Source organism: Alkaliphilus flagellatus, from assembly GCF_018919215.1.
Taxonomy (GTDB): Bacteria; Bacillota; Clostridia; order Peptostreptococcales; family Natronincolaceae; genus Alkaliphilus_B; species Alkaliphilus_B flagellatus.
Window position 1 is genome coordinate 931,926 of record NZ_JAHLQK010000001.1, and the last position, 13,337, is coordinate 945,262.

Annotated in this window: 9 protein-coding genes, 1 tRNA gene and 1 pseudogene; 9 read left to right on the forward strand and 2 right to left on the reverse strand. The window is 35.0% G+C overall.

Annotated elements, in window-relative coordinates:
* Positions 1-41: 41 nt before the first annotated feature.
* The 6 genes from KQI88_RS04325 (at position 42) to KQI88_RS04350 (ending at position 7,208) form a co-directional block, all read left to right on the forward strand.
* Complete coding sequence (locus tag KQI88_RS04325; RefSeq protein WP_216415100.1) at positions 42-1,670, forward strand: peptide ABC transporter substrate-binding protein; 1,629 nt, start codon at positions 42-44, stop codon at positions 1,668-1,670.
* A 143-nt stretch (positions 1,671-1,813) separates the two neighbouring features.
* Positions 1,814-1,899 (forward strand) — tRNA-Leu (locus tag KQI88_RS04330).
* Positions 1,900-2,204: 305 nt separating this feature from the next.
* Entirely contained in the window at positions 2,205-2,849 is a 645-nt protein-coding gene (locus tag KQI88_RS04335) for a TetR/AcrR family transcriptional regulator (protein ID WP_216415101.1), read from the forward strand.
* Entirely contained in the window at positions 2,842-4,140 is a 1,299-nt protein-coding gene (locus tag KQI88_RS04340) for an MFS transporter (RefSeq protein ID WP_216415102.1), read from the forward strand. The genes KQI88_RS04335 and KQI88_RS04340 overlap by 8 nt, the downstream gene beginning before the upstream one ends.
* The gene (locus tag KQI88_RS04345; RefSeq protein WP_216415103.1) at positions 4,125-6,443 is read left to right on the forward strand and encodes an ABC transporter permease; all 2,319 of its coding nucleotides are present in this window, start codon (positions 4,125-4,127) and stop codon (positions 6,441-6,443) included. Before KQI88_RS04340 ends, KQI88_RS04345 begins: the two co-directional genes overlap by 16 nt.
* A gap of 3 nt (positions 6,444-6,446) precedes the next feature.
* Positions 6,447-7,208 (forward strand): ABC transporter ATP-binding protein, encoded by a 762-nt coding sequence (locus KQI88_RS04350; RefSeq protein WP_216415104.1) that lies wholly within the window; start codon positions 6,447-6,449, stop codon positions 7,206-7,208.
* Between the two features lie 15 nt (positions 7,209-7,223).
* Here KQI88_RS04350 and KQI88_RS18635 read toward each other — a convergent pair.
* A pseudogene (locus KQI88_RS18635) lies at positions 7,224-7,286 on the reverse strand (hypothetical protein); the annotation flags it as partial.
* A gap of 349 nt (positions 7,287-7,635) precedes the next feature.
* Here KQI88_RS18635 and KQI88_RS04360 point away from each other — a divergent pair.
* The 3 genes from KQI88_RS04360 to KQI88_RS04370 all read left to right on the forward strand — a co-directional run bounded on the left by KQI88_RS04360 (position 7,636) and on the right by KQI88_RS04370 (position 12,082).
* Positions 7,636-9,006, forward strand: a complete 1,371-nt coding sequence (locus KQI88_RS04360; protein WP_216415105.1) for an aldehyde dehydrogenase — start codon at positions 7,636-7,638, stop codon at positions 9,004-9,006.
* Positions 9,007-9,103: 97 nt separating this feature from the next.
* A complete protein-coding gene (locus tag KQI88_RS04365) occupies positions 9,104-10,192 on the forward strand; it encodes an ATPase (protein ID WP_216415106.1) in 1,089 nt (362 codons plus the stop codon).
* 303 nt (positions 10,193-10,495) lie between these two features.
* Complete coding sequence (locus tag KQI88_RS04370; RefSeq protein WP_216415107.1) at positions 10,496-12,082, forward strand: DEAD/DEAH box helicase; 1,587 nt, start codon at positions 10,496-10,498, stop codon at positions 12,080-12,082.
* A gap of 99 nt (positions 12,083-12,181) precedes the next feature.
* Here the strand turns inward: KQI88_RS04370 and KQI88_RS04375 are convergent, their stop codons facing one another.
* Positions 12,182-13,189 carry a hypothetical protein gene (locus KQI88_RS04375; protein ID WP_216415108.1) on the reverse strand — a complete coding sequence of 336 codons (1,008 nt, stop codon included), beginning with the start codon at positions 13,187-13,189 and terminating at the stop codon, positions 12,182-12,184.
* Positions 13,190-13,337: the final 148 nt, after the last annotated feature.

Below are 13,337 nucleotides of genomic sequence, written 5' to 3' on the forward strand. Positions count from 1 at the left end.
GTGCTATTATTAATTAGCTCTATCATTAGAGGGGGATAAGAGTGAAAGGTTTAAAGTATATTAGTATTATTCTAATCATATTGTTAACGATTACTGCTTGTAGTTCGAATGTTAATATAGAAGATGGAGAGGTAGAAGATGAGGTAGTAGAAGAACATGTACCTGCAGACGGAGGCACCTTGGTTTTATCTACTACTAGATTTAAAACATTGAATCCAATATTTAATAGAAACGAAGATTTATTTCAGATACAACATTTAATATATGAGAGCTTGGTTACATTTAGTGAAGATATGAGCATAGAACCTTTATTAGCTGAAGGATGGGAATTTACTAATGGTGAATATGGACAAAGTATAGATTTTAAACTTAGAAGAGGAATTAAGTGGCATGATGGGGAAACTTTAACTGCAGACGATGTAATTTTTACCTTTAATTTAATAAAAGGTAACATAAAAGGTATTAGTAAAGTCTCTATATATAAACACTCATTAGAGTATATAACAAATATAGTTAAAGTCGATGACAATACTGTTAGAGTTAACTTTTCTAAAAATATTGGAAATGGACTTGAAATGATGACATTTCCAATTTTACCTGAGCATATTTTTGAAGGGAATAAGGTTCAGCTTTTAGAACAAGACGATTTTAACATTGTGGGTACAGGAGCCTACGAGTTAAAAGAATATGAAAAAATGAGAAGCATTTCCTTGGTTCGTAATGATAACTACTGGAAGAACAAGCCCTATATAGACAAAATCAATGTTTTAATCGTTCCTGATGAAGAAGCTCAATTATCTTTATTTGAAAATGGAGGTATAGATTTTGTTAATCCTAAAGTAGTTGACTGGGGTAAATATGTAGATGAAAAGACTACAAATTCAGCAGAATTTATTACTCCAAATTATGAGTTTTTAGGTATTAATTTTAGAAAAAATATTTTACACGATCTAAATATAAGAAAAGGAATAGCTTACAGTATAGATCGAGAAAAAATTACTGGTAATATTTATTTAGGTCATAGTACAGTAGTAGATTTTCCTATTCTACCAAATTCTTGGCTCTGTGATGATAGTAAAATCCAACTAGGATTTAATCCTAACTTAGCAGGTACATTCTTAGATGAAGCTGGGTATATATTAGACGAGAATAATAATTTAAGAGTAAATGAAAAAGGTGACATAATTCAATTAAAATTAATTACTAATGCTAACAATTCTTTAAGAGAACAGACAGCTCTTCTTATTCAGGAAGACCTAAAAAAAGTAGGAATACAGTTAGATGTTGAGTTTTTAGAATGGGAAGATTTTGAAAAACAAATGAATACAGGAAATTTTGATTTGATTCTTGGTGGGTGGAAATTATCCTACATTCCAGACATAACTTCGGCATTTCATTCCTCTAAAATAGGTGGTACTAATTTTATTGCCTATAGTAACGAGAAGTTAGATAGCTTGTTGGATTCATATTTAGGTAATGGAGATTTGACATCTAAGAAGCAAAGGTTTAGTGAGATTGAAGAGCATCTTGTTACTGAACTACCATATATTAGTTTGTTTTTTAGAAATGGTGCTGTATTAGTAAATAATAAAATTAAAGGTGATCCTAAACCACAAAGTTACAATATTTTTGCTAATATAGAAGAATGGTATATTGATGTAAAAAAATAACACTCTAAAAAATATAGGAGCCTTTAAATGGCTCCTTATATAACTATAATATTAACCCAGGGGTAGGAAGGAGTACATAGCTGTTAATAATAGCATATTGACACTAAAAATAAATAATATTATAATTAAAAAGTAATAATTTTGCGGATGTGGTGGAACGGCAGACACGCTATCTTGAGGGGGTAGTACTCGAATGGGTGTGCGGGTTCAAATCCCGCCATCCGCACCAAATCAAAACGTCAATATTGATACAATACTCATGAGCCCGAAAGCCCAGTAATACTGGGCTTTTCGGTTTTTTAGGGATAAAATATGCCTGTTTCGAGAAGTATTTTCTCGCCGTTTTTTGAGTCTCTTTCGTGTAAAAGTACACATACTCTTAAAAGTCCCGCTGCCAGTTGGTTTGATCCAGAAAGGCGGCGGGACTTATTACTTTAGTTTTTAACAAAATTTAACACGCCTTCTTGACAACTTAAAAATAGTATAATAAAATATAATCGACAGGCAGTCGGTCTATAAAAGGAGGATGTAAAAATGAGAATAGTAAAAGAAGCTAAAGAACGCAGAAACGAGATACTTGACGCGGTTGAGGAGCTTTTTGGTCAGAAGGGATTTGACGGCACAAGTACAAACGATATTCTCGAAAAGGTTGGAATCGCACGGGGAACGCTGTATTATCATTTCAAGTCGAAGGAGGATATTATGGACGCACTGATTGAGCGATATAATGTCCGTATTTTAGGTGCGGCGCAGGAAATTGCCGCAGACAAGAGCATACCTGTAAACGAGCGCCTTATCCGTGCTGTAATGGCACTGAACATAAGTGACGGAAGCAGCGAGGAAATTAAGGAGCACATTCATAAGCCACAAAATGCGCTTATGCATCAGAAAATACAAAAGATCATAATCAGCGGCGTTACGCCGATATTAACGGGAATAATCCGCGAGGGCATCGAGCAGGGACTGTTCAGCACGCCGTTCCCATATGAATGCGTGGAAATGGTTGTAGCATACGCAAATACTGTTTTTGATGATGATATGGTAGAGATGACAGATGAGGAGCGCGTTTCACGCGCACAGGCGTTTGCTTTCAATACGGAAAGGCTGTTCGGCGCCAAAAGCGGAAGTCTTAACATTATGCAAATGTTTGGCAGGGGAAATGGAGGCAGCAATGAGTAATTCAGGAAAATCATTCGGAAAATTTCTTCTTCTGTGGTCGGGAGAGTTTGTTTCGGCAATAGGAAGCGGGCTTACATCATTCGGGCTTGGGGTATATGTTTTTGAGCAGACAGGAAAAGCGTCGGCAACTGCACTTGTAATGCTGCTTGCGTTTTTGCCATCGCTTCTTTTAAGTGCACCGGCGGGCGTGCTTGCAGACCGCTATGACCGCAGGCTTTTAATGGTGCTGGGCGACAGTCTTTCCGCAATAGGGCTTGTATTCATCCTAATTTGTATGCTTCGTGGTGAAGCACAGCTATGGCAGATTTGCGTGGGAGTTACGATCAGTTCGGTGTTTTCATCGCTGCTTGAACCTGCATACAGAGCTACGGTTACGGATTTACTTACCGAGGAGCAGTACACAAAGGCAAGCGGTTTTGTTCAGGTGGCGGGCTCGGCGAAATATCTGATTTCGCCTTTACTTGCGGGGTTTCTACTCGATGTTTCAGATATCAAACTGCTGTTGTTGATCGATATTTGTACACTTTTTGTCACCGTTATTTCAATTCTTGCCGTAAGAAAAGGTCTTGACTCAAAGAAGTATAAACAGTCAAAATCGTTTATCTGCGAATTCAAAGACGGCTGGGGCGCTGTTTCGGAAAATAGAGGCGTGTTTGCTCTTGTAATAATTGGTTCTGTCTTAACGTTTTTCCTCGGCTTTATCCAAACACTTTCTACGCCGATGGTACTTGCTTTCGCTAACAGCTCCGTATTAGGAACAACTTTAACAATCTCCGCTTCGGGAATGCTTGTGACAAGTGTGCTGATAGGAATTTTCTCGATAAAAAAGGGCTATGTAAAAACACTTTCGGTTTCGCTGTTTTTCGCCGGTATCTTTATGACAGTGTTTGGGCTGCGCGAAAATATTCTGCTTGTCTGCGTTTCGGGATTTCTGTTTTTTGCAATGCTCCCGTTTACAAATACAAGTCTGGATTTTCTTATCCGCACCAACATCGAAAATGACCTTCAGGGCAGAGCATGGGGACTTATCGGTGTGATTTCCCAGCTTGGATATATTGCCGCCTATGCGCTTTCGGGCGTGCTTGCGGATTATGTTTTCACCCCTTTGCTGCTGGATGGCGGAACGCTGGCTCACAGTGTGGGAAAGCTCATCGGTACAGGCAGCGGCAGAGGGGCAGGATTTCTTATCCTCATTGCTGGAATACTGTTATGTGTGACTTCGGTTATTCTGTATCACATAAAATCGGTGAGAAAGCTTGAAAACGGAGGTGACTTATGTATCGCAGAGTAATTCAGGGTGACATTTTAAAAAGCAAAGTAATAACGCTGACAACAATGATATTTGTCGCTGCCGCGGCTATGTTTGTTTCGTTGGCGGCAATACTTATCGTAAATCTTTCGGGTGCGATTGATACGCTTATGACGCAGGCAAAAACTCCGCATTTTTTACAGATGCATTCGGGTGAAATAGATACTGCACGGCTTACGGCTTTCGCAGAGCAGAATAGTAATGTAGATGAATTTCAGGTGCTTGAGTTTCTAAATGTTGAAGGTACGCAGATAGTAATTAACGGAAACTCCCTTGCGGGTACTGTTCAGGACAACGGCTTCTGCACGCAGAGCGAAAAGTTCGATTATCTCCTGGACCTTGACGGAAACATTATCAATGTATCCGATGGGGAAGTTTATGTACCGATAAGTTATATGAAAGACGGCACCACAAAGATCGGCGACAGAGCAGTAATATGTGGAAACGAACTTATCGTTGCGGGGTTTCTCCGTGATTCGCAGATGAATTCCACTCTCGCCGCGTCAAAGAGATTTCTTATCAGCGAAAATGATTATGTCGAAATAAAGGATTTCGGAAATATAGAGTATCTGATCGAGTTCAGATTAAAAGATTTGTCGGCGCTTGGTGCATTTGAAACCGCATACATCTCCGCTGGACTGGAATCGAACGGACCGACGGTCACCTATCCTCTTTTCAAAATGATGAATGCGATTTCTGACGGGCTGATGATTGCAGTTATCCTTCTTGTAAGCGTGCTTGTCGTTGAGATTGCGTTTCTATGCATACGCTTCACGCTTCTTGCTAAAATCGAGGACGATTACCGAGAAATAGGCGTTATGAAAGCAATAGGGTTGCGCGTTTCCGACATTAAAAAAATATACCTTGCAAAATACACGGCGATTGGGTTGGCTGGCTGTATTCTCGGATTTGCACTTTCGTTTGTGTTCAGAGGCGCGCTTCTTGAAAATATACGGCTTTATATGGGCGAAAGCGAGAATGCTTCTTTCGCTTTGCTTTTAGGGATAATCGGCATACTGATTGTATTCCTCGCAATTATTGCCTATGTAAGTAAAGTGCTGAAACGTTTTCAGAAAATATCTGCCACGGAAGCAATGTGCTTTGGCACTTCGCAGGAAAAATCCGCCGGTGCAAAGAGTTTTGTTTTGAGCAAAAATAGGCTTTTTGACACAAATATTTTTCTCGGCATCAAAGATGTTCTTACAAGGAGAAGACTTTACGCAACAATGCTTGTGGTGCTTGTGATTTCGGCGTTTATCATGATCGTTCCGCAGAATATGTACAATACCATTTCCTCAAAAGGCTTCATCACCTATATGGGAATTGGAAACTGCGATATGCGCATCGACATTCAGCAGACCGACAATATTTCCGAAAAAGCATCGGAAATTGTGGCAGCGATGAACAATGACAGTGCCTTTACAAAGCATGTCGTGCTTACGACCAAAACATTCACGGTGAAGATGCAGGATAGCTTGGAAGAAAGCATAAAAATTGAGCTGGGCAACCATTCGGTATTTCCTGTAACGTATTCCAAGGGCAGAGCACCCACCAAGGAAGACGAAATTGCACTATCAGTTATAAACGCCAATGAACTAGACAAAAAGGTCGGCGATGTTATTACACTGGTGACCCAAGGGAAGGAGAAAAATCTCACGGTATGCGGAATTTATTCTGATGTTACCAACGGTGGCAAAACCGCAAAAGCTGTTTTTACTGACGATTCGGCGAACATTATGTGGTGCGTACTCGGTGCGGAGCTTGCAGATGAATCTCTGGTTGATAGCAAAGTTTCGGAATATGCGGGCAAATTTGGTTTTGCAAAGGTTTCAAGCATTGATGAATATATTACTCAGATGTTCGGCACAACACTAAGCACCATTAAAAAGGCTTCCTCTGCCACAATTACCGTCTCACTGATTATTACGTTACTGGTTACCCTATTGTTCATGAAAATGCTTATCGCAAAGGACAGATATTCCATTGCCGTAATGAAAGCCTTCGGTTTTACAAACTCGGATATTACTGCGCAGTATGTTTCGCGTTCAATATTCGTTTTAATTGTCGGAATCGTTTTTGGTACGTTTCTGGCAAACACGCTCGGAGAAATGCTTGCGGGCATGGTTATCTCCTTTTTTGGAGCGACGTCGTTTAAATTTACTGTCAATCCGCTTTCAGCGTACATACTTTGTCCGCTGATGATGATATGTTCAGTGCTTATCGCAACAATGATCGGCACATCGGGCGCGGGACAAATAAAAATTTCTGAAAATATAAAGGAGTAGCTTATGAAGAAGATTATTATCAGTGAAAATATAGTGAAATCATTCGGCGAGGGCGATGAAAAGCGTAATGTTCTAGACGGAGTGTCCGTTGAAATAAACGAAGGCGAGTTTGTTGCGGTTATGGGACCTTCAGGCTCGGGAAAATCGACACTGATGTTTGCGCTGAGCGGAATGGACGGAGTTGATGGAGGAAAGGTTGTTTTTGACGGTAGGGATTTATCGGAACTCAAGGAAAATGAGCTTTCAGATATACGCAGAAGAACAATGGGATTTGTTTTTCAGCAGCCGACAATGCTTAAAAATCTAAATATTCTCGACAACATCATTCTTCCCTCAATGCGCGACAACAGAAAAAACGCTGCGAAAATTATTGAAAAAGCAAGAACGCTTATGAAAAAGACGGACATTGCGGAACTGGAAAAGCGTGATATTACACAGGTTTCGGGAGGACAGCTTCAGCGTGTGGGAATATGCCGCGCACTTATGAGCAATCCGAAAATTGTTTTCGGTGACGAGCCAACTGGCGCGCTTAACTCAAAATCTGCACAGGAGATTATGAGCATCTTTTCCGAAATCAACGGGGAAGGTACTGCGGTTATGCTTGTAACTCATGATGCAAAGGTGGCGGCGTGGACGGAGCGTATTATGTTTATGCGCGACGGAAAAATCGTTAGCGAAATGCGACTTCCGAAATTCAGCGGTACAAATATTGACGACAGTAGGATGAAAGAAGTCACAGAGAAAATGCGGGAAATAGGAGTATAATTTGTTGTTTCACCGTCAGATGATTAGGTCTTTTTCGTCAAGGCTGTCCAGTAATCTATCCAACTGCTTTCGTCTTGTATTTTTGGAAAGATCGTGTTTCCGATAGAAGAACTAGTCGACGTAAATGTGAATCAGGCTTTCTTTTTGTCTTATTTTGTCGTAACAATAAATCGTGTAATAATGCACACCCTTTTTTCAAAATGCACCCGCTTGGTTTTGCGAAGACAACGTGTGATTGTATTGATATTAACGTCTTTAGATAGGGAAATTATGTAGACAGATACTATTGAATATCTGTCTATTTTTATTTGGTTATTCAATCTTTCGAAACTAGAGTTAATTATAAGAATATGATAGTATAAAAATAAATATATTAAAAGTAAAGTTAAATAAATCTAAAAGTTGAAAGTATATATAGGTGATGCAAATGGATTGTATAAATAATATTGTAGAAAAGCAAAGAGAATATTTTTATACTGAAGAAACAAAGGATATTAATTTTCGAATAAGCCAGCTTAAACTCTTAAAAAAAATAATTATAAAAAATGAAGAAAAATTATTAATTGCATTAAAAAATGATTTAAATAAATCAGCCTTTGAAGCTTATGAAACTGAAATAGGTACAGTTTTAATGGAACTTAATTATACAATTAAAAGGTTACGATCTTGGATTAAGCCTAAAAAAGTAAAAACATCTATTACTAATTTTTTGTCTAAAAGCTATATTTATTCAGAGCCCTATGGAGTAGTCTTAATTATAGCCCCATGGAACTATCCATTTCAACTAGCAATATCTCCACTAATTGGTGCTATTGCTGCTGGAAATTGTGCTATAATAAAGCCTTCAGAGTATGCGACAAACACCTCTAAAATAGTTAAGGAAATCATTAATAATAATTTTAAAGAGAATTTTATTACAGTAATTGAAGGTGGAAGGGATACTAATATAAAGTTGCTACAACAAAATTTGGACTATATATTTTTTACAGGAAGTGTTTCTGTTGGTAAGGCTGTTATGGAGGAAGCTGCTAAAAATCTAACTCCCGTAACCCTAGAACTCGGGGGAAAAAGTCCATGTATTGTCCATAGTGATGCGGACATTAAATTAGCAGCAAAAAAAATTGTATGGGGGAAATTCTTAAATGCTGGGCAAACCTGCGTTGCGCCAGATTATTTATTTGTACATAAAGATATAAAGTATAAATTGATTAGCTGTATTATAGATACAATTAAGTTGTTTTTTGGAGAGGAACCTAGAGAAAGTCTAGACTATGGCAGAATTATAAACCAAGAACATTTGGGTAGATTAGGAGAATTACTAAAAGAAGGTAGTATTATTGTAGGTGGAGATATAGATAGAAATGAAAAGTATATTTCTCCTACCATAATGGAAAATATAACTTGGAACAATCATATTATGAAGGAAGAAATATTTGGCCCTATTTTGCCAATACTAGAATATAGTTCATTAAATGAGGTTATTACTAGTATTAGAAATCATGGGAAACCATTGGCTCTTTATTTATTTACTAAATGTAAGGAGGTTGAAAGAGAAGTATTAGAAAAGCTTTCCTTTGGTGGTGGATGTGTAAATGATACTATAATGCATCTAACTTCCCCGCATCTTCCATTTGGTGGTGTTGGATCTAGTGGTATGGGATCTTATCATGGAAAAGCTAGTTTCGATACTTTTAGTCATAAAAAGAGTATTTTAAAAAGCAGTTCTTATTTTGATATAAAGCTAAAATATCCTCCTTATGGAAATAAAATTAAACTATTACGCAATATTATTAAGTAGCAATAGGGAGAAAGACTTAAATATAGGTATTATAATTTGTGTCCTATGGACAGTTTAATGAATACACTGAGTATATATTCTGGAAGGAGGAAGTTTCATGGGAAATAAGGGACATATTAAAAGGTTATTACCAGGTGGAAATACATCTGTTGGATTTTATTCATATTTTAAATATATTATAAATCCAAGTGAAGCAAGAAAAATTTATTATTTTAAAGGTGGTCCCGGTGTAGGAAAGTCTTATATGATGAAAAAAATCGGATATGAGTTAGTTGATAGAGGAATAGATGTAGAGTTTCACCACTGTTCTGCCGAGCCAGAATCTATTGATGTTATTGTTATACCAAGTATAAAAGTAGTTCTATTAGATGCTACATCTCCTCATATGGATGATCCAAGATACCCTGGAGTTACTGGAACAATAGTTAATCTAGGTGAATTTATAAATGAAGAAGCTATGAGAAAACATAGGGATAGTGTTATAGAAGCTACAGACGATAATAAAAACATCTATGTTAGAGTATATAAGTATTTGGCAGCAGCAAAATTAATACATGATGATATTGAATGGATCACTAGCTATGCTATGGATTTTAATAAAGTTAATAAAGAGACTATTAGATTAATAAAAAAATATTTAGTAGATATTGAAGATAAAAATAGAATAGGTAAAGAACGACACCTTTTTGGAAGTGCCTACACATTAAAAGGTAAATTAGATTTTGCGGAAACATTTATTGGTATAGTAGAAGGAATTGTTTATATAAAAGGTGCAGATGGGACAGGTAAATCTACATTATTAGAAAAGTTATCCACTACAGCTGTAATGAAGGGATATGATGTAGAGATTTATCATGAACCATTAGTACCTCAAAAAATAGAGTCTATCATTATTCCAGAGCTTGATTTAGCCTTTACTACAAATAGTAAGTTCAAGGATAACGAAACAGTAGATTTAGATGAATATATTAATGAGGAAAAAATAGAAAAATATGGAGAAGAATTAGAGTATAGTAACAAAGTATTTAATCAATTATTAAATGATGTTTTTGCTAATTTAGGTAAAACTAACGGAGTTCATGATAAAATGGAAAAATATTATGTACCTAATGTTTTTCATGAAGGTCTAAATGAAGTGAGAGAAAAAATATTAGGAGAAATAATTGATATAATTGAAGAAAGATAAAGTAAAACAAGAAAGGATATTATCCTTTCTTGTTTTACTTTATATAATTACATTGACTTCTAAATAAATTGTATGATAAAGATTTTAGATAAGGGTATATATTAAATATAGTATAACTCTATACTTATATAACTTAAAAGAAAAGGAAAGAATAATTAAGAGACTTAAGTGTATATCAAATATTTTAATTTGCTAAATCCATAGAATAAATAGAAAAAATTTAGAAAATGAAATATAATTTTACATTAATGATTAAAACATATATAATAGTTCAGTATGATAACTTTATTTAGGAGAGATATAATGAAAGAAATACAATTTGAAGATTTAAACATTAAGAAAGAAATTTTAAAGGGGATTTTAGAACTAGGCTATGAAGTTCCAACGCCTATACAAGCACAGGCTATTCCAAAGCTTTATGATGGAGAAGATATTATTGGACAAGCTCAAACTGGGACAGGGAAAACAGCTGCCTTTGGTATTCCAATGCTTGAGAAAATTAATCCTCAACAAAAAACACCACAAATATTAATTTTAGCACCAACAAGAGAACTTTCAATGCAGGTTGCAGATGAAATAAGAAAGTTTTCTAAATATTTAAGTGGATCAAAATCCCTTGCTATATATGGAGGACAACCTATCGATAGACAGATTAAAGCATTAAAGCAAGGAGTTCAAGTTGTTGTAGGAACACCTGGAAGATTATTAGATCATATTAGAAGAAAAACTCTAAGACTTGATCAAGTTACTGGAGTAGTATTAGATGAGGCAGATCAAATGCTAGATATGGGATTTTTAGATGATATAGAAGCAATACTTCAAGAAACTCCAGAAACAAGACAAACAGTAATGTTTTCTGCTACAATGCCAAAAGAAATAGAACAAATTGCAAGAAAATATATGAAAAATCCTAAAAAGGTAAAGGTAGTTCACAAAGAGCTTACTGTACCTAAAATTTCTCAATACTATTTCGAAGTTAGACCGCATGAAAAGCTAGATGCATTATGTAGAATATTAGATATGGAAAACTCTGAGCTTGGAATTATATTCTGCAGAACTAAAAAAGGTGTAGATGAACTAGTAGAGAGTCTTCAAAGCAGAGGACATTCCGTAGAAGGTATTCATGGAGACTTAAAACAAAGCCAGAGAGATAGGGTTATGAAAAAGTTTAGAGATGGTACTCTTGATCTTTTAATTGCAACAGATGTTGCAGCTAGGGGAATAGATGTAGATGATATTGATTTAGTTATTAACTATGATATTCCTGAAGACTTTGAATACTATGTACATCGTATTGGTCGTACTGGTAGAGCAGGAAGAGAAGGTCTTGCATATACACTAGTTACTGGGAAACAAATACGAACATTAAAAGCTTTAGAAGTTTATATTAAAGGAAAAATAAAAAGAAAACCTATTCCAACTATCAATGATATAGTAGAAAAGAAAAAAGAGTTGATCGGTAAAGAGATTATTGGAAATATCGAAAAAGGTGGTCTTTCAGAATATGCTAACTTAGTTGAAGAACTATCTGAAGACTATAATTCTATCGATGTAGCGGCTGCCTTATTAAAAATGATAATGAGTCAAAATGAGACAGATGCATTTGAGACAGCTAAGAATATTACAGAAAGAAAAACTAGAGTTGAGGGCAATATGGTTAGAATGTTTGTTAATATTGGTAAAAAACATGGAGCCAAGCCAGGAGATATATTAGGAGCAATTAGCGGCGAAAGCGGAATAAGTGGAGATCTTGTTGGAGTAATAGACATGTATGACAAGTTTACATTTGTTGAAGTGCCTGAGCAAATTGCAGATAGAGTATTAGAGTCTATGAACAGGAATAGAATTAAGGGTAGAAAAATAAATATGGAGCCAGCTAATAAAAAATAAATTTAAAATTAATTTTTAAATTCATCTAGCTACATTAAAGAGAATTCTTTTCATTTTAAAAGAATTCTCTTTGTTATAAAATAAAGTACAGATATATATTTAATCCACAAGAGTACTTTCTAACAATTTACTAAACTTTGATTTCGGTAAATATATTAGCTCTCTGTTAGCTGTGGATACTTTATAGTATGGATTTGTTATGCCAAATAACCATTCACGCATATTTTCCATATCTTCTAATATAGCTATATTAGATATAAAAACATCTTTAGTTAGTTCACCTAAAATAAATGTATTATATTGATCACTCCAATAATAGGATCTGACATAGGATTTTTCTTCTTTCAGCAAAAAATCATTCTTTTGAGGTGTGTTCTTAGATTGAGCATTATATTTTTTAAAAGAAGTAATAGTATTTATCTTTACTGAGTTTGTATAGTCAAAGTCAATTTCTGTTTCTTCTACTACCATGGTCCAGTTTGTATCTGGAGCTTCAAGATTAATCCAATTTTCCTTGAAAACTTCCTCATAAAATAGAGTTTTTTCCAACACAAGATTAAAACTTGATTCTTTATAATCATAAATTTGTATAAAGTTTTCGCGGAAGAAGGCACCTAATCTCTCATCTACTATTTGGTAAATCACTATAAGATCTTTATTTTCTGTAGGATGTTTTATTAATTTTATATTTTCAATAGGAGCTAAATTTTCTATTTTATTACAAAATATATATTTATTCTCAATTTCATTAAATATAACGGTTACTCCTAAGTCTTTAGATAGATTTAATGATACTATAAGCTGTTGTGAGGTATCAGGAATTAAATTGCCATAATATATTTCTATATCAATGTAATCCAAAAAATCTTTCCACTTATCGTAGTTTATAATATCTAAAATAGATATAATAATTTTTTTTTCTATATCGTCTTTCATAGGAGTATCATCTTCATGTAGCGCTTTAATTAAAGATTTATCAATAGTATATGTAGGAGAAGCATACATTCTAAAAACGCTGATGGCTTTAGGAGATTGAAAAAAATTATAGGTTAGGAAAAATAATATAGATATTAAACAAAAACTAAGAACAAATTTAATTTTCCTCATGGAATCACCTCTATAAATTATATGTTTATATACAGGGTTAATGAGTAAATTGAATAAAAATAATAAAGTATGTTTATTAAATTAACATATATCATATCTAAAAAGCAATAATATAATATAATAATATATAAATATAGTGCGAGAGGAG